Annotated in this window: 17 protein-coding genes and 1 riboswitch; of the genes, 5 read left to right on the top strand and 12 right to left on the bottom strand. The window is 68.9% G+C overall.

Annotated features, from left to right (window positions below; genetic code table 11):
* Entirely contained in the window at positions 1-1,095 is a 1,095-nt protein-coding gene (gene alr / locus AC3EF3_RS20235) for an alanine racemase (protein WP_488534064.1), read from the bottom strand.
* A gap of 102 nt (positions 1,096-1,197) precedes the next feature.
* On the opposite strand from alr, the gene lplT reads away from it, so the two are divergent.
* From lplT to AC3EF3_RS20220, 3 genes are read left to right on the top strand one after another with little or no spacing between them, the layout of a single operon-like run.
* Entirely contained in the window at positions 1,198-2,487 is a 1,290-nt protein-coding gene (lplT, locus tag AC3EF3_RS20230) for a lysophospholipid transporter LplT (protein WP_488534063.1), read from the top strand.
* Positions 2,474-3,364, top strand: a complete 891-nt coding sequence (locus tag AC3EF3_RS20225; protein ID WP_488534062.1) for a DMT family transporter — start codon at positions 2,474-2,476, stop codon at positions 3,362-3,364. Before lplT ends, AC3EF3_RS20225 begins: the two co-directional genes overlap by 14 nt.
* A gap of 16 nt (positions 3,365-3,380) precedes the next feature.
* Complete coding sequence (locus tag AC3EF3_RS20220) at positions 3,381-3,866, top strand: glutathione peroxidase (protein ID WP_488534061.1); 486 nt, start codon at positions 3,381-3,383, stop codon at positions 3,864-3,866.
* 6 nt (positions 3,867-3,872) lie between these two features.
* On the opposite strand, the gene AC3EF3_RS20215 is transcribed toward AC3EF3_RS20220, so the two are convergent.
* The 8 genes from AC3EF3_RS20215 to AC3EF3_RS20180 all read right to left on the bottom strand — a co-directional run bounded on the left by AC3EF3_RS20215 (position 3,873) and on the right by AC3EF3_RS20180 (position 11,638).
* Entirely contained in the window at positions 3,873-4,580 is a 708-nt protein-coding gene (locus AC3EF3_RS20215) for a helix-turn-helix transcriptional regulator (protein ID WP_488534060.1), read from the bottom strand.
* Between the two features lie 109 nt (positions 4,581-4,689).
* Entirely contained in the window at positions 4,690-5,919 is a 1,230-nt protein-coding gene (glcF, locus tag AC3EF3_RS20210; RefSeq protein ID WP_488534059.1) for a glycolate oxidase subunit GlcF, read from the bottom strand.
* Complete coding sequence (glcE, locus tag AC3EF3_RS20205; protein ID WP_488534058.1) at positions 5,920-6,975, bottom strand: glycolate oxidase subunit GlcE; 1,056 nt, start codon at positions 6,973-6,975, stop codon at positions 5,920-5,922. It abuts the gene before it with no gap.
* A gap of 63 nt (positions 6,976-7,038) precedes the next feature.
* On the bottom strand, positions 7,039-7,965 hold the full coding sequence (locus AC3EF3_RS20200) for an SMP-30/gluconolactonase/LRE family protein (protein WP_488534057.1): 927 nt from the start codon (positions 7,963-7,965) through the stop codon (positions 7,039-7,041).
* Entirely contained in the window at positions 7,962-8,816 is an 855-nt protein-coding gene (locus AC3EF3_RS20195; RefSeq protein WP_488534056.1) for an aldose 1-epimerase, read from the bottom strand. The genes AC3EF3_RS20200 and AC3EF3_RS20195 overlap by 4 nt, the downstream gene beginning before the upstream one ends.
* A gap of 100 nt (positions 8,817-8,916) precedes the next feature.
* Positions 8,917-10,434, bottom strand: a complete 1,518-nt coding sequence (locus AC3EF3_RS20190) for an ammonium transporter (RefSeq protein WP_488534055.1) — start codon at positions 10,432-10,434, stop codon at positions 8,917-8,919.
* A gap of 33 nt (positions 10,435-10,467) precedes the next feature.
* The gene (gene glnK / locus AC3EF3_RS20185; RefSeq protein WP_488534054.1) at positions 10,468-10,806 is read right to left on the bottom strand and encodes a P-II family nitrogen regulator; all 339 of its coding nucleotides are present in this window, start codon (positions 10,804-10,806) and stop codon (positions 10,468-10,470) included.
* 49 nt (positions 10,807-10,855) lie between these two features.
* Entirely contained in the window at positions 10,856-11,638 is a 783-nt protein-coding gene (locus tag AC3EF3_RS20180) for a TorF family putative porin (protein WP_488534053.1), read from the bottom strand.
* Between the two features lie 217 nt (positions 11,639-11,855).
* On the opposite strand from AC3EF3_RS20180, the gene AC3EF3_RS20175 reads away from it, so the two are divergent.
* Positions 11,856-13,388, top strand: a complete 1,533-nt coding sequence (locus AC3EF3_RS20175) for a YifB family Mg chelatase-like AAA ATPase (protein WP_488534052.1) — start codon at positions 11,856-11,858, stop codon at positions 13,386-13,388.
* Between the two features lie 6 nt (positions 13,389-13,394).
* Here the strand turns inward: AC3EF3_RS20175 and AC3EF3_RS20170 are convergent, their stop codons facing one another.
* Both AC3EF3_RS20170 and AC3EF3_RS20165 read right to left on the bottom strand, forming a co-directional pair.
* A complete protein-coding gene (locus AC3EF3_RS20170) occupies positions 13,395-14,120 on the bottom strand; it encodes an oxygen-binding di-iron domain-containing protein (RefSeq protein ID WP_488534051.1) in 726 nt (241 codons plus the stop codon).
* Positions 14,117-14,755 (bottom strand): TetR/AcrR family transcriptional regulator, encoded by a 639-nt coding sequence (locus AC3EF3_RS20165; RefSeq protein ID WP_488534050.1) that lies wholly within the window; start codon positions 14,753-14,755, stop codon positions 14,117-14,119. Before AC3EF3_RS20165 ends, AC3EF3_RS20170 begins: the two co-directional genes overlap by 4 nt.
* 85 nt (positions 14,756-14,840) lie before the next feature.
* On the opposite strand from AC3EF3_RS20165, the gene AC3EF3_RS20160 reads away from it, so the two are divergent.
* A complete protein-coding gene (locus tag AC3EF3_RS20160; RefSeq protein ID WP_488534049.1) occupies positions 14,841-16,037 on the top strand; it encodes an MFS transporter in 1,197 nt (398 codons plus the stop codon).
* Here AC3EF3_RS20160 and metH read toward each other — a convergent pair.
* On the bottom strand, positions 16,009-18,729 hold the full coding sequence (metH, locus tag AC3EF3_RS20155; RefSeq protein ID WP_488534048.1) for a methionine synthase: 2,721 nt from the start codon (positions 18,727-18,729) through the stop codon (positions 16,009-16,011). The genes AC3EF3_RS20160 and metH overlap by 29 nt on opposite strands.
* A gap of 15 nt (positions 18,730-18,744) precedes the next feature.
* Positions 18,745-18,821, bottom strand: a riboswitch (S-adenosyl-L-homocysteine riboswitch).
* Between the last annotated feature and the right edge of the window lie 71 nt (positions 18,822-18,892).

Raw genomic sequence — 18,892 nt, 5'->3', positions numbered from 1 at the left:
TCAATCGACCGTGACCGGCACCCGCTGCGCCAGCGCGCACATCAGCTCGTAGCCGAGCGTGCCGCCGGCGCGGGCGACGTCGTCGATCGCCAGGATCGCGCCGTTGCCCGCGCGGCCCCACAGCGTGACTTCGGTGCCGATGCCGGCATGCGGCACGGGCGTGAGGTCCACGGCCAGCATGTCCATGCTCACGCGGCCGACCAGCGCGGTGCGGATGCCGTCCACCAGGACCGGCGTGCCGGTGTTGCAGTGGCGCGGGTAGCCGTCGGCATAACCGCAGGCGACGACCCCGATGCGCATCGCGCGGTCGGCGGTGAAGTTCGAGCCATAGCCCACCGTGTCGCCGGGTTGGAGGTCCTGCAGGCCGATCAGGCGCGAGGCCAGGGTCATCGCCGGTTGCAGCTCCCAGTGCGCGATGTCGCGCGCGGGGTGGTCGGGCGCGCTGCCGTAGACGGCGATGCCGGGGCGGATCCAGTCGCCGCGCACGGCGGGATCGTCGCCGAAGCGCAGGGCCGCCGCGCTGTTGGCGAGCGTGCGTTCACCCGGCAGGTCGCGCGTCACCTCGTCGAAGACGCGCAGTTGGTCGGCGATGCCCTTGTCGCCATCGGCATCGGAGAAGTGCGTCATCAGCGCGATCTCGTCCACCTGCGGCAGCGCCTCGAGCCGCGCCCACGCGGCGCGATAGCGCTGCGGCGCGAACCCGAGACGGTTCATGCCCGAATTCATCTTCAGGAAGACCTTGTGCGGCTGGTGCGTCTTGTGCACCGCCAGCATGTCGATCTGCTCGTCGCAATGCACCGTGTGCCACAGGTTCAGGCGCGAGCACAGCTCCAGGTCGCGCGCCTCGAAGACGCCTTCCAGCAGCAGGATCGGCCCGCGCCAGCCGAGGGCGCGCACGCGCTCGGCCTCGTGCAGGTCCAGCAGCGCGAAGCCGTCGGCTGCGCGCAGCGCCTCGTACACGCGCTCGATGCCGTGGCCGTAGGCATTGGCCTTGACCACGCCCCAGACTTTGGCGTCCTGGCCCGCGCGGCGCAGGCGCGCGAGGTTGTGGCGCAGGGCCGACGTATGGATGGTGGCGGTGATCGGGCGCGGCATGACGTCCTCATTCTGTCATCACCCCGCGTGATATAACCCTCTGTCGCTTGGAGACAGCCCCATAAATCACCGCCCATCAGGCGGACTGATCCGCCACTTTCGATGAAGCGCGGCTTTTACACGTTGATGTCGGCCCAGTTCTTTTCGTCGCTGGCCGACCAAGCGCTTTTCGTCGCCGCCGTCGAATTGATCAAGGGACAGGGCGGCCCCGAGTGGGAGCGCGCCGCGCTCGTCCCGATCTTCGCCCTCTTCTACGTCGTGCTCGCGCCCTGGCTCGGCGCCTGCGCCGACGCCTACCCCAAGCGCAATGTCATGTTCGCGAGCAACGCGATCAAGGTGGTGGGGTGCCTGCTGATGCTGGGTGGCGCGCACCCGCTGTTCGCGTATGCGGTCGTCGGCCTGGGCGCGGCGGCCTATTCGCCGGCCAAGTACGGCATCCTCACCGAGATGCTGCCGGCGTCGCAGCTGGTGAAGGCCAACGGCTGGATCGAGGGCCTGACGATCGCGTCCATCATCCTGGGCATCCTGCTCGGGGGGCAGCTGGTGGGCCACGCGGTCGCGTCCAGGCTCCTCGCGTTCGACTTCCCCCTCATCGACACCGGCATCGACACCGCGCCCGAGGCGGCGATCGCCATCCTGATCTTCGTGTACGCGGTGGCGGCGTGGTTCAACCTGCGCATCCCGCTCACCGGCGTGGAGATGCGGCGACTGCCGGCCAACCCGCTGGAGCTGGTGCCCGACTTCTGGATCTGCAACTCGCGCCTGTGGCGCGACAAGCTGGGGCAGATCTCGCTGGCGACGACGACGCTGTTCTGGGGCGTGAGCGGCAACCTGCGCTACATCATCCTCGCATGGAGTGCGGCGGCCCTGGGCTACAGCACGACGCAGGCGTCGTCGCTCGGGGGCGTCGTCGCCATCGGCACCGCGGTGGGCGCGGTCGTCGCCTCGATGCGCATGCGCCTGGACGCGGCCACCAACGTGATCCCGATGGGTGTGCTGATGGGCCTTTTGATCATCGCGATGAACTTCATCCACAACGTGTGGGTGGCCGCGCCCTTCCTGGTCCTGCTGGGCGGGCTGGGCGGCTTCCTCGTCGTGCCGATGAACGCGCTGCTGCAGCACCGCGGCGCCAACCTGATGGGCGCCGGCCGCTCGATCGCCGTGCAGAACTTCAACGAGCAGGCCTGCATCCTCGGGCTCGGCGCGTTCTACAGCCTGTCCACCGGCCTGGGGCTCACGGCCTTCGGCGCGATCACGGCCTTCGGCCTCGTGGTGGCGGGCATCATGATGTTGATCCAGCGCTGGCACCGCAACAACTGCGTGCGCCACGCGGACGAACTCGAGCACCTGCTGCGCGTCGCGCGCCACGACAACGTGCATGCCGCCGAATAGGCGGCCCTCCCTCGCCCCGGCCCTCGCGTTGCTCGTCAACGCGTTCGTGTGGGGCGTCTCCTGGTGGCCGTTCCGCGAGCTGCATCGCCTCGGCCTGCACCCGCTGTGGGCGACGGCGCTGATCTACCTCGTCTCGCTGTCACTGCTGCTGGCCGTCCGGCCCCGGGCGGGGCGGGCCTTTGCCCGCGAGCCGCTGCTGTGGGTGCTCATGGCCGGCGCGGGCATGACCAATGTCGGCTTCAACTGGGGCGTCACGGTGGGCGATGTCGTGCGGGTCGTGCTGCTGTTCTACCTGATGCCGGCGTGGACCGTGGTGCTGGCGTGGGTGATGCTGGGCGAGCGGCCCACGCGCGCGGCGGCGCTGCGCCTGGTCATCGCGATGGCCGGCGTGTTCACCGTGCTCAAGGCGCCCGATGCGCCGTGGCCGGTGCCGCAAGACACCGCCGACTGGCTGGCGATCGCCGGGGGCTTCAGCTTCGCGCTGACGAACGTGGTGCTGCGCCGTCTGCGCCAGGTCGAGGCGCCCGCGCGCATCCTCGCCATGTTCACGGGCGGCGCGGTGCTGGCGGGCCTGTCGGGGCTGCTGGGCGCCGGGCTCGGCATCGTGCCCGCCGTGCCCGGGCCGCAGGCCGGCTGGATCGCGGTCGGGCTCGTATTGAGCCTGGGCTTCCTGGCGAGCAACGTCGCACTGCAGTATGGCGCGGCGCACCTCAACGCGCACGCCTCGGCGCTGATCATGCTGTCGGAGATCGTGTTCGCCAGCGTCTCGTCGGTGGCGCTCGGTGCCGCGACGATGACGACGCGCACCTGGGTCGGCGGCGGCCTGATCCTCTTCGCCGCCGCCTGGTCGGCCTGGGCGCACAATGATCGTCCCTGACACACCGGAGGGTTGCATGACCACGGTCTACGATTTCGAGGCGAGGCAGATGGACGGCCAAACGGTGCCGCTGTCGCGGTTCGCCGGCAAGGTGATGCTGGTGGTCAACACCGCCAGCGCCTGCGGCTACACGCCGCAGTTCGGCGGGCTGGAGAAGCTGCACGAGACCTATGGCGACAAGGGCCTCGTCGTGCTGGGCTTTCCCTGCAACCAGTTCGGCGGGCAGGACCCGGGCAGCAACGCGGAGATCGCGCAGTTCTGCCAGCTCAATTACGGCGTGAGCTTTCCGATGATGGCCAAGATCGACGTCAACGGCCCCAACGCCGATCCGCTCTACCAGTGGCTCACGAAGGAAGCGCCCGGCGTGCTGGGCACGACGTCGATCAAGTGGAACTTCACGAAGTTCCTGGTCGGCAAGGACGGCCGGGTGATCAAGCGCTTCGCGCCCGCCGATGCGCCCGAAAAACTGCACAAGGACATCGAGCAGGCGCTGGCGGCCTGACGACGATCAGGCGGCGACGCGCTGCATCTGCTCGCGCTGCGCTTCGCTCATACGCAGCAGGTCCGCCAGCGTCTTGCCCGGCTCGTCGCGGAAGCGTTCGTCCAGCGCCTTGAGCTTGATCACGCGGTCGATGCGGAAGGTGCGGAAGTCGCTGCGGCGCTCGCACCAGGCCGACAGCGTCCAGACCTTGCCCCAGTAGAAGCAGCCGAGCGGGCGCAGCACGCGCTCGCTGGTCTTCTCGGCCAGGTCGCGATACTGGATGAAGACCTTGCGCTTTTCCTGCACCGATTCGCGCAGCTGCTGCAGCGTGCGCTGCGCCAGGTCGGACAGTCCGCCGGTCGGCGCATAGACGGCGAGCGCTTCGGCGGCGACGCGCGCCTCCAGCGGCAGCACCGACATGATCTTGCCGAGCGCGTCCTCCGCGCCCTGCGCCAGCGCCGGATCGACCCAGGCCTGCGCCATGCGCACCGAAGCGACCAGGGCCTTGGCCTCGTCGTGCGTGAACATCATCGGCGGCAAGTCGAACCCCGCACCGAGCCGGTAGCCCACCCCGGCCTCCCCCTCGATCGGCACGCCCTGCAGCTGCAGGTCGGCGATGTCGCGGTAGATGGTGCGCTCGGAGACCTCGAGCCGCTGCGCGAGGTACGAGGCGGTCGTCAGCCGCCGTCCGCGGATCAGCTGGATGATGTGGAAGAGTCGGTCGGCGCGGCGCATGGTTCACGAAAATACCGCATCCCGCGATGGCCTGCCATCGCAGTGGCCATGCGGTGCGTCTCTGTGTCAGGGAGGCGTTACTGTGCGCCGGCCTGCTGACAAGGTGATGTCAGGAGCGCGGCAGGGCCTGGTCGAGCAGCTCGACCCAGTGGCGCACTGGCGTGGCGGTGCCGCCCTGCAGGTGCGTGATGCAGCCGATGTTGGCCGAGACGATAGTCTGCGCCTGCAGCTGCGACAGGTGCCCCAGCTTGCGGTCGCGCAGTTCGTGCGCGATGTCGGCGTGCAGCAGGGAATAGGTGCCGGCCGAGCCGCAGCACAGATGCGCTTCGTTCATCGCGACGCGCACGTCGAAGCCGAGGTCGCGCAGGCCTTGCTCGACGCCGCCGCGCAACTTCTGCCCGTGCTGCAGCGTGCACGGCGGGTGATAGGCAATCACGCTCGCGGGTGCGGTGACCTTGCCGCGCAAGGCGTCGGCGATGTCGGGCAGCAGCTCGCCCAGATCGCGCGTCAGCTCGCTCACGCGCGCGGCTTTCCCGGCATAGGCCGCATCGTGCGCGAGCATGTGGCCGTAGTCCTTGACGGTCACGCCGCAGCCCGACGCGTTCATGACGATGCTTTCGATTTCGCCACGCTCGACGAAGGGCCACCACGCGTCGATGTTGGCGCGCATCTGCGCGCGCCCGCCCTCCTGGTCATTCAGGTGGAACCTGATTGCGCCGCAGCAGCCGGCCCCCCTGGCCACGAGGGTCTGGATGCCGGCGGCGTCGAGTACGCGGGCGGTCGCGCTGTTGATGTTGGGCATCATCGCCGGCTGCACGCAGCCTTCGAGCAGCAGCACCTTGCGCGCGTGTTCGCGCGTGGGCCAGCGGCCCGCCTCCTGCGTCGCGGGCACCTTGTCCTTCAGCACTTGGGGCAGCAGGGGCCGCACGGCGCGGCCGAGCGCCATCGCCGGCGCGAACAGGGGCGAGGTCAATCCCTCCTTCAATGCCCAGCGCGCCATGCGCGAACCGGGGCCGCGCGAGACCTTCTCGTCGACCACCTTGCGGCCGATGTCGACCAGGTGCCCGTACTCCACGCCACTGGGGCAGGTCGATTCGCAGTTGCGGCAGGTCAGGCACCGGTCCAGGTGCAGTTGCGTCTCGCGCGTCGGCGTCTCGCCCTCGAGCACCTGCTTGATCAGGTAGATGCGCCCGCGCGGCCCGTCCAGCTCGTCGCCCAGCACCTGGTACGTCGGGCAGGTCGCGGTGCAGAAGCCGCAATGCACGCACTTGCGCAGGATGGCCTCGGCTTCACGGCCCTCGGGCGTGTCCTTGAACTGCTCGGACAGATGGGTCTGCATTCAGAGATCCGGATACAGGCGGCCGCGGTTGAAGATGCCGGCGGGATCGAACTCGCGCTTGAGCTCGCGATGGATGCGGTCCAGCGGTGCCGCAAGCGGCGTGAAGCGGCCGGCCGCCGCCGGGTCGGCCGGGCGGAACAAGGTCGCGTGGCCGCCGGCGCGCGCCGCCACCTCGCGGATGCGTGCGCCCGCGCCCGGCTTCACGCGCACCCAGCGCTGGCCGCCCTGCCACTCGATGAGCGGTGGTTCGGGCAGGTCCAGCACCGGCGCCGTCTGCGGGACCGACACGCGCCACAGATCGCGCTCGCCGCGCGCAGCGAACCAGGGCAGCTGCTGGTCGCGGCAAGCCGCCCAATCGAAGTGCGTGCGCTCGCCACCGAGCATCGCGTAGGCGGCTTCCACCGCGGCGGCCGCGCCGCGCAGGCGCAGGAACAAGGCGCCGTCGATCCAGCAGCTCGCGTTCAGCGGCAGCGGCCGGCCGCCCCATTCGTTCAAACGGCGCAAGGCCTCGTGCTGGGGCAGCTCGAAGCGCAGCGTCGCTTGCGCCGCCGCGATCGGCAGCACCTTGAGGCTCACCTCGACGATGAGCCCGAGCGTGCCCAGTGCGCCGGCCATCAGGCGCGACACGTCATAGCCCGCGACGTTCTTCATCACCTGGCCGCCGAAGGTGAGCAGCTCGCCGCGGCCGTTGATCATCGTCAGCCCCAAGACGTAATCGCGCACGGGGCCGACGCTGGCTCGCGCCGGGCCGCTCAAGCCCGAGGCGACCATGCCGCCCACCGTCGCGCCGCCGGCGAAGCGCGGCGGCTCGAAGGGCAAACACTGGCCATGTTCCGCCAGCACGGCTTCGAGCTCCGCGATCGGCGTGCCTGCGCGCACGGTGACGACCAGCTCGCTCGGTTCGTGATGGGTGATACCGGCAAGGCCCAGCGTGGAGAGCTCCTCGCCGCCGGCCGGCTCGCCATAGAAATCCTTGCTGCCGCCGCCGCGGATGCGCAGGGGCGTGCCATGGCGGGCCGCAGCCTGGATTGTCGCGATCACTTGCTCGACAGTCATCGCTTCAATGGTAAGCGCGTGCCGGCCACCGATCCCGCTGCACCGGGGCTGAATTTTTTTGGATCAGGTCCTGACGAAATTGACCGGCAGCCCGGCAACATCGACCCGGGTGGCGATCACGTGGCCCGAAAGCGGAAACTCTTCCAGCTCTTCGGCCGGGCGTTTCTCGCGCGACGACGTGACATACAAGGTGCGCAGGTCGTCGCCGCCGAAGCATGGCATCGTCGGGCAGCGCAGGGGCAGCGCGATCTCCTGGATGACCTCGCCACGTGGCGACAACTTCACAAGCCGCTGTCCTTCGAACAGCGCGCACCAGTAGTTGCCTTCCACGTCGACCGACGCGCCGTCCGGTCGGCCCCGGTAGCCCGGCTGGCCCGGCTTCCAGTCCGGCGGCTTGGGCGCGAACTGGTGGAACACGCGGTGCCGGCTCATCGCGTTCGCGTCGGCCTGCCAGTCCCACGCGTAGATCGCGTGGCGCGGGGTGTCGGCCCAGTACATCGTGCGCGCGTCGGGCGACCAGGCGAGGCCGTTGGCGGTGGTGGCGTTCTGCGCCTTCAAGTGCACGACCGGCTCGCCCGAGCTGCCGTTGTCCGGACGCAGGTCGACGCAATAGAGCTCCGCCTTGCGCGCATCGCGCGGCTCGTAGATGGTGCCCGCCCAGAAGCGCCCTTCCGGGTCGGCCTTGCCGTCGTTGAAGCGCGTGGTCGCCGGGTCGTGGTTGATGCGCGCCACGCATTCGAGCGTGCCGCCCCAGCTGGTCGCGCGGTAGACGCCGTCGCGCAGCGCGATCATCAGGCCGCCGGCGTCCACGGGCGCGATGCAGCCGGGCTCGCTGGGCATCTCCCAGGTTTCCGCCATGCCGTCCGGGTCGAGCCGCTTGACCTGCCGGCCCGGGATGTCGATCCAGTACAGCGTGCGCTCCAGCGGATGCCAGAACGGCGATTCGCCGAGGAGGTCGGGCACGCGCGTGACGGCGGTCCATTCCTTCATGCGTGGCGCCTCACTTCGATCGTCATGTCGGCCGTGAGCGATTCGCCGGGCGCGAGCGTGACCAGGCCGAGTTCCGCGGCGTCGGCGCCCTGGGCGACCAGCGCGAGCGCGTTGTTCACATGGCTGACGGGCTCGATCGCGATCACGTCGCGCGCGGGCGTCGTGAAGACCACCAGGCGCGAGAGGTTGGACGTGACGCGGATCTCGAAGACGCCGTCGCGCATCACGGCCGCGCCGCTCCAGCCCTCGAAGCAGTGGTCCACGTCGAGGGTGGCGCAGGGCCCCTCGAAGCCGGCGCTGGGAACACGCCGGGTCGGCAACTTGTCCTCGCCCATTTCCCAGCGGCCGTCGGCGATGAAGGACAGGTGCGCGCCCGCTCGCTTCATGAAGAAGGGGTGCCAGCCCAGCCCCGCGGGCGCGGGCTGCTGCGACTGGTTGGTGACCGACAGTGTGAAGGCCAGCGAATCGGGCGAGAGCCGCAGGCTCTGCGAGCTGTCGAAGGCGAACGGCCAGGACTCGTCGGCGCGATGTTCGAACGACAGCAGGGCGAAACCGGTGTCGCTGTCGAGCACCTGCCAGGGCCGCTGCCAGCCCACGCCGTGGATCGCATGCGGCTCGTCGCCGTTGTTGCGCACCAGCGGGTACAGCGTGCCCTGCCACTGCAGCGTGGCCTGGGCGATGCGGTTCGAGAAGGGCACGAGGGGGTAGCAGCCGGATTGGCGCGCCGTGCTGAGCTGCGAGGGCTGCGCCGAGCGCAATACCGGCGTGCCGTCCAGCCAGAGGCCCGCGATGCAGCCGCCGAGCTCGGGCTCGATGTGGCAGACGAGCGCACCTGCTTGCAGTCGGACCATCGGGCCATTGTGCCGCGATCCGGGCGTAAAAAAGGCCCGCGGAGCGCTAGCTCACGCGGGCCAACATCCAAAGGAGATCGTTATCGCTGCATCTTGCCGATCAGCGGTTGTAGGCGGTCTCGCCGTGGCTGGAGATGTCCAGGCCTTCGCGCTCTTCTTCTTCCGAGACGCGCAGGCCGATCACCACGTCGACGATCTTGTAGGCGATGAAGGCGACGACGCCGGACCAGATGTAGGTGGTCAGCACGCCCTGGAACTGGATCCAGACCTGGCCGCCGATCGAGTAGTCGGCCGCGACCTTGTTCGCGACATAGTCGTACACGCCCGTGCCGCCCAGGGAGGGCGAGCAGAACACGCCGGTCAGCAGCGCGCCCAGCGTGCCGCCGACGGCGTGCACGCCGAACACGTCCAGCGCGTCGTCGGCGCCGAGCATGCGCTTGAGGCCGTTGACGCCCCACAGGCAGACCAGGCCGGCGATCAGGCCGATCACGATCGAGCCCATCACACCGACGAAGCCGCAGGCGGGCGTGATCGCGACGAGGCCGGCGACGGCACCCGAGGCGGCGCCCAGCATGGAGGCCTTGCCCTTGGCGAGCGCTTCACCCGCGATCCACGACAGCGTCGCGGCAGCGGTGGCGAACAGCGTGTTGGCGAACGCCAGGCCCGCGGTGCCGGTGGCTTCCAGGTTGGAGCCGGCGTTGAAGCCGAACCAGCCCACCCACAGCAGCGAGGCGCCGACCATCGTGAGCGTCAGGCTGTGCGGTGCGAACGACTCCTTGCCGAAGCCGATGCGCTTGCCCACCAGGTAGGCGCCCACCAGGCCGGCGACGCCGGAGTTGATGTGCACCACGGTGCCGCCCGCGAAGTCGAGCGCGCCCTTGGCCCACAGCCAGCCGCCATTGGCGGTGACGGTTTCCAGCGTCTTGGCGTCGGTGATCGCGTCCGGGCCGTCCCAGTACCACACCATGTGCGCGATGGGCAGGTAGCTGAACGTGAACCACAGCACGATGAACAGCAGCAGCGCCGAGAACTTGATGCGCTCGGCCAGCGCGCCGATGATCAGCGCGCAGGTGATCGCCGCGAAGGTCGCCTGGAAGGTGATGAAGCTCAGTTCCGGGATCACGACGCCCTTGCTGAAGGTGGCCGCGACGGAGTCCGGCGTGATGCCCTTCATGAAGATCTTGTCGAAGCTGCCGATGAACGGGTTGCCCGCGGTGAACGCGAGGCTGTAGCCGTACAGGGCCCACAGGACATAGATCAATGCCGTGATCACGAAGACCTGCATCAGCACGGACAGCATGTTCTTGCTGCGCACCAGGCCGCCGTAGAAGAGCGCGAGGCCGGGAATGGTCATCAGGATGACGAGCGTGGTGGCCACGGTCATCCACGCGGTGTCACCCTTGTTGGGGACGGGCGCGGGTGCGGAAGCGGCGGCGGCCGGTGCCGAGGCCGCCACGGCCGCAGCGGGTGCGGCGGCCGCAGGCTTGGCTTCGGCGGCAGCAGCGGATGCGGCCGGTGCCGCGGCAGCCGACGCCGGCGCCGCCGGGGTCTGGGCCAGCGCAGCGCCGCCCGCCAGGAGGCCCCAGCCGAGGGCCAGGGATACGAGAAGTCGTTTCATGGTGTCGTCTCTCTTGTCGTGTCCAGGCGGCGCTTAGAGCGCCTCCTTTCCGGTTTCACCCGTGCGGATGCGCACGACCTGCTCCAGGTCGTACACGAAGATCTTCCCGTCCCCGATCTTGCCGGTGCGGGCCGCGCCCTCGACGGCTTCGATCACGCGGTCGACGAGGTCGTCGGACACCGCCGCCTCGATCTTCACCTTGGGCAGGAAGTCCACCACGTACTCCGCGCCGCGGTACAGCTCGGTGTGGCCTTTCTGGCGTCCGAAGCCCTTGACTTCGGTGACGGTGATGCCCTGCACCCCGATGCCGGAGAGGGCTTCGCGCACCTCGTCCAGCTTGAATGGCTTGATGATGGCCGTTACGAGTTTCATGTGATCTCCTTGGGGACGGATGGCTTGTCCTTCTGTTCGTGCCGGGACGTCAGAAGGTCTTCTTGATCCCGGCGACCAGGTTGGCCTTGCCGAGGTCCTTCGTGCCGCTGCCGGGCAGCGTGTAGGGGAAGCCGAAGTGGCTCTTCCAGTTGGTGCCGATCACGGCCAGGCTCACCGACAGGCCATTGCCCAGGTCCTTGGCGCCCGTGAGCGAGTAGTCCATGTAGGTGCCGAAGTTCTTGATGCGCTGCCAGCCCACGTGCGGCGTGACCGAGTAGCCGTTGCCCAGGTCGACCGCGGCCGACAGGTCCAGGTAGCCGCTTTGCTTGCTGTTCGGCGTGCCGAACAGGTTGGTGAGGCTGTGCGAATACTTGGCGGTGAAGATGCTGTACGTCAGCGCGCCGTACAGCTCGAAGGTGTTGGCGTTCTCGCCCGTGATGTGCTTGAGCGTGTTGCCCGCGTACCAGTATTCGAGGCCGCCGACGTCGTAGGAGAGCGCGTCGCTGATGCTGCCCTTGTAGCCGCCGTAGAGATCGATTTCCACCGGACCCTTGGCCTGGGGGCCGCCGGGGATCGAGGAGTCCTTGATCCACTTGATGGTGGACGCCCAGGTGCCGACATACCAGCCGCTCTTGTGGGCGAAGTCGATGCCGCCCTGCAGCGCGGGTTCGCGCGCCGACTGCGAAATGCCGCGGTAGCGGTATTCGGTGACGGCACCGATGTTGTACGACAGCGTGTAGTCCGGTTCCGGGGCCTTGGTCTGCGCGAACGCGGCGCCCGACAGGGCGAGGACCGCGAGGACCATCTTCGGGGCGAGCTTCTTCGAATCCACTGAGTTCTCCTGAGATAAAGGAAGGGGCAGGAGCCCTCGTAGCAGGGAGCGTGCCAAACGTCACAAGAACGCTGGAGCGAGTGCACGACCCGCATGGCGCGGCCGTTGTGATGGGCTGAAGCCGGGCTGGAGGGCGGATCCGCACGCGCGTGGTGCGCGGGCGACGCGTTCCGGCGCACGTGGTGCGTTATGCACCCGAATGGGGAGGAACGACTCGATGAGCCTGTCATTGGTGCAAAGCCGGGCACTGGTGGGTCTGCACGCTTCGGCCGTCACTGTCGAGGTTCACTTGGCCAATGGCCTGCCCAACTTCATGCTCGTCGGCTTGGCCGATGTCGAGGTGAAAGAGGCGCGCGAGCGCGTCCGCTCGGCCCTGCAGAACTGCGGCTTCGAATTTCCCCACAACAAACGGATCACCGTCAACCTGGCACCGGCGGACCTGCCGAAGGACTCCGGGCGATTCGACCTGCCGATCGCGTTGGGCATCCTGGCCGCCAGCGGGCAGCTCGATGCGGGCCGCCTGGCGGGCTGGGAATTCGCGGGCGAGCTGTCGCTTTCGGGCGAACTGCGGCCGGTGCGCGGCGCGCTTGCGATGAGCCTGGCCCTGCATGCCGGCGGCGCGCGAACCCGGCTCGTGCTGCCGCCAGGCAGCGCCGATGAAGCGGCGCTGGTGCCGGGGGCGCAGGTCTACCGCGCGAACCACCTGCTCGATGTCGCGCGCCAGTTCATGCCGGCGCAGGAAGGGCAGGATGCGCCAGCCGAGGGCTGGTCGCGCCTGGAAGCGCAAGCGGTGCTGAACGCCGGCGTGTATCCCGATCTCGCTGACGTGAAGGGGCAATCGGCTGCGAAGCGCGCGCTGGAAATCGCCGCGGCCGGCGGCCATTCACTGCTGCTGCTCGGCCCGCCGGGTTCGGGCAAGTCGATGCTGGCGCAGCGCTTCGCCGGCCTGCTGCCGCCCCTGTCGGTGGACGAGGCGCTGCAGACCGCGGCCATCGCCAGCCTCGCCGGCCGCTTCGCGCCGTCGGCGTGGGGCACGCGGCCGACGCGCACGCCGCACCACACCGCGAGCGCCGTGTCGCTGGTGGGCGGCGGCTCGCCGCCCCGCCCGGGCGAGATCTCGCTGGCGCACAACGGCGTGCTGTTTCTCGACGAACTCCCCGAGTTCCCGCGCGCCGCCCTGGAGGCCTTGCGCGAGCCGCTCGAGACCGGGCAGATCACCATCACGCGGGCCGCTCATCGCGCCGACTTCCCGGCGCGTTTCCAGTTCGTCGGCGCGATGAACCCTTGCCCCTGCGGCTGGCTGGGCGCGTCGCACCGCGCCTGCCGCTGCACGCCCGACCAGGTCGCGCGTTACCAGTCCAGGCTCAGTGGCCCGCTGCTCGATCGGATCGACCTTCATGTCGAGGTGCCCGCGATGCGCGCCGAGGAGCTGTTGCACGCGCCGGCGGGCGAGGCGACGTCGCGGGTGCGCGAGCGCTGTGCGGCGGCGCGCGAGCGTTCGATGCAGCGCCAGGGCAAGGCCAATTGCGCGCTGCAGGGCAAGGAGATCGACTTGCACGCCGGGCTCGATGATGCCGCCGCGAAGTTCCTGAACATCGCCTCGGCGCGCCTGGGCTGGAGCGCGCGCGCCACGCATCGGGCCATGAAGGTGGCGCGCACGATCGCGGACCTTGCCGGGGCGCCGGCCACGCAGGTCGCGCACGTGGCCGAGGCGGTGCAGTACCGGCGGGCGCTCGCGGCCGGGGCCTGACGCGCGTCAGGCGGCCAGTGCCGTGCCCAGCTGGCGCAGCATCGCCGCGCCGTCGCCGGCCCACGCGCTGCCGTGCATGCAGGCGAGCACCTTGGGTTCGAGCCGCGCGAGCTTCTCGATCATCGCGGGCAGGTTGCCGGTGTGCGAGTAATAGTCTTCCTGCCGGCGGAACGCTTCGCTGGGCGTGAGGATGTCGCCGCGCGTGAGCGGCTCCTCGCCCATGCCGGGCTGCGTGAACAGGTCGCCGCAGAACAGCGTGCCGCTCGTGCGGTCGTACAGATAGCCGCATTCCCAGCCATGCGGCAGGTGCGGGGTCGACTGCCACACGACCTGGTGCGCGCCCAGGTCCAGCACGTCGCCGTCGTTCATCGCCACTGGCTCGACGTCGACCTGGTCCCTGATCGCGATCATGGCGGCCACGCGGCTGCAGACCGGCCGCGCTTCGGGCGCTGCGGAAAGGAAGTCCTGCAGGGCGCCGCATTCGTCGGCCTCGTAATGCGAGAACGCGATGTAGCGCAGTTTCGCGACCGGCATCACGGTCTCGATCTGCGATCGCACCAGCGGAAACAGCTTGCGCGGCCCGGTGTGGAACAGCAGCGGCTTGTCGTCAACCACCAGGTACTGGTTGAACGAGAACCCGCCCGGAATGAATTCGGGCGGCATGGCGATGCTGATGCGCCAGGTGTCGGGCGCGACACGGTGGATGGAGGGGCGCGGTTGCGGCGTGTTCATCGGGCACTCTTTCTTCTCGGACGCGGGGTGGACATGGCTGCAGGCGGCGGTCCGAGGGCAGCGAGCAGCAGCTCGGCCTGGCGGCGGCGCACGGTGCTGCGCGCCAGCTTGTGCTCGCGCACGAGCCGCTGCCAGGTGTCGAAGGAAAGAAGGGTCTCCCAGAGGGCCGCGACTTCATCGCGGTTCGGCGCCGCGGCGCCGTGCCGGGCCAGCAGGGCCTCGCACAAGGCGCGCATCTGGCGGCGCCGGGTATCGACCAGCGTGCGCAACGCCTCGATGCGATGGTGCTCGCGCCAGGCGGCCCAAGGCTCGAAATGCGCGTTGAGCGCGTCGCACGCGTCCACCAGCGCCTGCGCCGCCGTGGCGAGGTCGGCCGCGTCCATCACGCGAGCCTGCGGGAACGTCGGCGCCTGCGCGGCCACGTGTCCGGTGCAAGCCTGCACCAGGTCGTCCAAAGTCGGGTAGTGCTTGTAGACGGTGGGCAGCGACACGCCGGCCCGCTCGGCGACCTGCGCGTACGAGGTGGCCAGCGCGCCCTGGGTCGCGTGCAGGTCGGCCGCCGCGGCGGCAATGCGCGCCTTCAGCTCGGCCTGTTGCTGCAGGCGGGTCTCGTTGTTGTAGGCGCGGGGCGGCATGGATGGGGAGTCTCTCTCAATTTAATTTAGTTTATATCAACGCAAACTAAACTGACAAGCCCTTCGGCCGTGGACAATCGCCGGGATGGCTACGGAACGCCGCCTTGTCTTCTGGCTCTCGCTGGCCCAGCTGATCGCCTGGGGCGGCATCTTCTACACGTTCTCGCTGCTGCTCGAGCCGGTCGAGCGGGAGCTGGGCCTGACGCGCGCGCAGTCCTCGCTCGCATTCAGCCTGGCCTTGCTGGCCGAGGGGGTGGCCGCTTATCCAGTCGGCCACTGGATCGATGCCGGCCACGAGCGCGCCGTGATGACGGGCGGCTCGCTGCTGGCGGGCGGTTGCCTGCTCGCGCACAGCGTCGTGACGACGGCCGCCGGCTTTTATGCCGTGTGGCTGGGGCTGGGCGCGTCGCTCGCCGCCATCCTGTACACACCGGTGTTCTCCGTGGTGACGCGGCGCTTTCCGCAGGATTTCCGGCGCGCCATCATCACCCTCACCTTCCTCGGCGGGCTGGCGAGCACCGTGTTCATTCCGCTGTCGGCGTGGCTGATCACCTCGCTGGGCTGGCGGCATGCGTTGTGGGTGCTGGCCGCATTGCAGCTCTTCATCTGCGCGCCGATCCATGCGGTGCAATTGCGCGGCGCGCAGGCGCCGGTCGTGCGCGAGGAGGTGCGTGCCACGTCGGCCCGTGATCACCTGCGCAGCGCGCCCTTCCTGCTGGTCGGGGCGTTCACCGTGGGCATGCTCGCCGTGACGGCGGCCCTTCCGCCGCACATGATCAGCCTGTTGCGCGGTGCCGGCCTCGACGAGCGCTGGGTGATCGCGATCCCGGCGAGCATCGGCGCGATCCAGGTGGTCGGACGCCTGCTGCTGTTCTTTTTCGAGCACCACTTCGACCTGCACGTGGCCAACCGTGCGATCCCGCTGCTGATCCCGATCGGCCTGGCTTTCCTGATCGCGGGCACCGGCCACGCCTGGGCCGCCCTTCTGTTCGTCGCCTTCTTCGGCCTGGGCAACGGGATGATGACGATCGTCAAGGGCACCGCGATCGCGCAATACGTGAGCCGCGAGCACGTCGCCTTGCTCAACGGGGCGCTGGGCGTGCCGACGGCGATCGCGCGCGCACTGATGCCCTGGCTGATGGGCGCGCTGTGGACCGCGCAGGCGGGCTACACCTGGGGCCTGTGGCTGCTGTTCGCGCTGAGCGCGCTCGGCGCGGCCGCGCTGTGGGCGGCCCAGCGCATCGCCTTGCGCCCTACAGGTTCGGCGCCAGCAGCCGCTTGAGCTGCGCCACGTCGGCGCCGCGCCGGCGCGCGAGGTCCTCGACCTGGTCGTCGCCGATCCTGCCGACGTTGAAATACGCGCTTTCGGGGTGCGAGAAGTAGAAGCCGCTCACGCTGGCCGCCGGCGTCATCGCCAGCGACTCGGTCAGGCCCAGGCCGGCCTCTTGCGCCTGCAGCAGTTCGAACAGATCGCGCTTGACGCTGTGGTCCGGGCAAGCCGGATAGCCGGGCGCGGGCCGGATGCCGCGGTACTTCTCGGCGATCTGGTCCTCGAGCGACAGCGATTCATCGGGTGCGTAGCCCCACAGGTCTTTCCGGACGCGCTCGTGCATCGCTTCGGCAAAGGCTTCGGCGAGGCGGTCCGCCAACGCCTTGAGCATGATCGCCGAGTAGTCGTCCAGGTCGTCGAGGAAGTACTTCTCCTTCTTCTCGACCCCGATGCCCGCCGTCACCGCGAAGGCGCCGAGATAGTCGTTGGCGACGCCCCTGGGCGCGACGAAGTCCGCCAGGCAGCGGCTCGGGCGCATCACGCCGTCGACCGCCTGCTTCTCCGCCTGCTGGCGCAGCCCGAACCAGGTCATCGCCACATCCTTGCGCGATTCATCGGTGTAGAGCTGGATGTCGTCGTCGTTGACGGTGTTGGCCGGCCACAAGCCGACCACCGCGTTGGCCGTCAGCCAGCGGCCCTCGATCAGGCGCTTGAGCATGCGCTGGCCGTCGGCGTAGACGCGCACCGCCTCGGTGCCGACGACCTCGTCCTTGAGGATGTCGGGGAAGCGCCCGGCCAGGTCCCAGGTCTGGAAGAACGGGCCCCAGTCGATGTACTTCGCCAGTTCCGCCAGGTCGAAGTTCCTGAACACGCGGCGGCCGATGAACTTCGGCTGCGGGGGCGTGTAGTGCGACCAGTCGATCGGCGTCTTGTTGGCGCGCGCCTTCGCCAGCGGCCACAGCGGCACCTGCTTCTTGTTGGCGTGCTGGATACGCACGCGCTCGTAGTCGGCTTCGACCTCGGCGATGTACTTCGTCGCCTGGTCCGACAGCAGCCCCTGCGCGACGCTCACGCTGCGCGATGCATCCGGCACGTACACCACCGGGCCTTCGTAGTGCGGCGCGATCTTCACGGCGGTGTGCACGCGACTGGTGGTCGCACCGCCGATCAAGAGCGGGATCTTCTTGATGCGGAAATGCTCGTCCTTCTGCATCTCGCTGGCGACGTATTGCATCTCCTCGAGCGAGGGCGTGATCAGGCCCGACAGGCCGACGATGTCCGCGCCCTCGACCTTCGCCTTCGCCAGGATCTCGTGGCACGGGACCATCACGCCCATGTTCACGACCTCGAAGTTGTTGCACTGGAGGACGACGGTGACGATGTTCTTGCCGATGTCGTGCACGTCGCCCTTCACCGTGGCGATGATGATCTTGCCCTTGGAGCGGATCTCCTCGCCGGCCGCGGCCTGCTGCTTCTTTTCTTCCTCGATGTAGGGAATGAGGTGGGCCACGGCCTGCTTCATCACGCGGGCGGACTTCACCACCTGCGGCAGGAACATCTTGCCCTGGCCGAACAGGTCGCCCACGATGTTCATGCCGTCCATCAGCGGGCCTTCGATCACGTGCAGCGGCCGGCCGCCCTTCGCCAGGATCGCGCGGTACGCCTCTTCGGTGTCCGCCACGATGTGGTCGGTGATGCCGTGCACCAGCGCGTGCGCCAGGCGCTGCTCCACGTTCAGCGCGCGCCATTCGTTGCGCTTGGTGTCGTCCTTGGCCGCGCCCTTGGCCGCCTCGGCGATCTCGATCAGCCGCTCGGCCGCGTCGGGTCGGCGATTGAGCACGACGTCCTCGACGCGCTCGCGCAGTTCCGGCTCGACCTCGTCGTACACGCCGACCATGCCCGCGTTGACGATCCCCATGTCCATGCCCGCCTGGATCGCGTGGTACAGGAGCACGGTGTGGATCGCCTCGCGCACCGGGTCGTTGCCGCGGAAGGAGAAGCTCACGTTCGACACGCCGCCCGACACCTTTGCGCCCGGCAGGTTCTGCTTGATCCACTTCGTCGCCTCGATGAAGTCGACGGCGTAGTTGTCGTGCTCCTCGATGCCGGTGGCGATCGCGAAGATGTTCGGGTCGAAGATGATGTCCTCGGGCGGGAAATCGAGCTCGTCGACCAGGATGCGGTAGGCGCGCTCGCAGATCTCGATCTTGCGCTGGTAGGAGTCGGCCTGGCCCTGCTCGTCGAACGCCATCACCACCGTCGCCGCGCCGTAGCGCTTGACCAGCTTCGCCTGGCGCTTGAACTCCGCGATGCCCTCCTTCATGGAAATCGAGTTCACGATGCCCTTGCCCTGGATGCAGCGCAGGCCGGCCTCGATCACCTCCCACTTCGAGGAGTCGATCATCACCGGCACCTTGGCGATGTCCGGCTCGCTCGCGATCAGTTGCAGGAAGCGCACCATGGCGGCCTTGCTGTCCAGCATGGCCTCGTCCATGTTGATGTCGATGACCTGGGCGCCGTTCTCCACCTGCTGGCGCGCCACGGCCAGCGCCTGCTCGAACTGGCCGGCCAGGATCATGCGCGCGAAGACCTTGGAACCGGTGACGTTGGTGCGCTCGCCGATGTTCACGAACAGGCTCCCGGGCCCGATGGCCACGGGCTCGAGGCCGGAAAGTCGCAGGGGGGGCAGTTCTCGTTCGCGCATGTCTCACCTCGGAATTGCAGGTGAGCGCGGTTGGGACATCTCAAGCCTGACGCCGGGCGGTGGGCCTGGACGCTGCAGCGCTCCTTGAGCAGCCCCGATTCTAAAGAAAGAAAAAGTCCCCCGAAGCTGGGCCGGCTCCGGGGGGCATGAAGGGTCGGGCTGA

It is taken from the genome of Ramlibacter sp. GS1-15 (assembly GCF_057785015.1).
The sequence above is the reverse complement of the archived record's forward strand: the minus strand, read 5'-3'. Positions and strand labels throughout refer to the sequence as shown.

What these genes read in the sequence shown, in the direction of transcription:
- alr (WP_488534064.1), bottom strand. Translation starts at nt 1,095, where the DNA reads ATGCCGCGCCCGATCACCGCCACCATCCATACGTCGGCCCTGCGCCAC.
- lplT (WP_488534063.1), top strand. Translation starts at nt 1,198, where the DNA reads ATGAAGCGCGGCTTTTACACGTTGATGTCGGCCCAGTTCTTTTCGTCG.
- AC3EF3_RS20225 (WP_488534062.1), top strand. Translation starts at nt 2,474, where the DNA reads ATGCCGCCGAATAGGCGGCCCTCCCTCGCCCCGGCCCTCGCGTTGCTC.
- AC3EF3_RS20220 (WP_488534061.1), top strand. Translation starts at nt 3,381, where the DNA reads ATGACCACGGTCTACGATTTCGAGGCGAGGCAGATGGACGGCCAAACG.
- AC3EF3_RS20215 (WP_488534060.1), bottom strand. Translation starts at nt 4,580, where the DNA reads ATGCGCCGCGCCGACCGACTCTTCCACATCATCCAGCTGATCCGCGGA.
- glcF (WP_488534059.1), bottom strand. Translation starts at nt 5,919, where the DNA reads ATGCAGACCCATCTGTCCGAGCAGTTCAAGGACACGCCCGAGGGCCGT.
- glcE (WP_488534058.1), bottom strand. Translation starts at nt 6,975, where the DNA reads ATGACTGTCGAGCAAGTGATCGCGACAATCCAGGCTGCGGCCCGCCAT.
- AC3EF3_RS20200 (WP_488534057.1), bottom strand. Translation starts at nt 7,965, where the DNA reads ATGAAGGAATGGACCGCCGTCACGCGCGTGCCCGACCTCCTCGGCGAA.
- AC3EF3_RS20195 (WP_488534056.1), bottom strand. Translation starts at nt 8,816, where the DNA reads ATGGTCCGACTGCAAGCAGGTGCGCTCGTCTGCCACATCGAGCCCGAG.
- AC3EF3_RS20190 (WP_488534055.1), bottom strand. Translation starts at nt 10,434, where the DNA reads ATGAAACGACTTCTCGTATCCCTGGCCCTCGGCTGGGGCCTCCTGGCG.
- glnK (WP_488534054.1), bottom strand. Translation starts at nt 10,806, where the DNA reads ATGAAACTCGTAACGGCCATCATCAAGCCATTCAAGCTGGACGAGGTG.
- AC3EF3_RS20175 (WP_488534052.1), top strand. Translation starts at nt 11,856, where the DNA reads ATGAGCCTGTCATTGGTGCAAAGCCGGGCACTGGTGGGTCTGCACGCT.
- AC3EF3_RS20170 (WP_488534051.1), bottom strand. Translation starts at nt 14,120, where the DNA reads ATGAACACGCCGCAACCGCGCCCCTCCATCCACCGTGTCGCGCCCGAC.
- AC3EF3_RS20165 (WP_488534050.1), bottom strand. Translation starts at nt 14,755, where the DNA reads ATGCCGCCCCGCGCCTACAACAACGAGACCCGCCTGCAGCAACAGGCC.
- AC3EF3_RS20160 (WP_488534049.1), top strand. Translation starts at nt 14,841, where the DNA reads ATGGCTACGGAACGCCGCCTTGTCTTCTGGCTCTCGCTGGCCCAGCTG.
- metH (WP_488534048.1), bottom strand. Translation starts at nt 18,729, where the DNA reads ATGCGCGAACGAGAACTGCCCCCCCTGCGACTTTCCGGCCTCGAGCCC.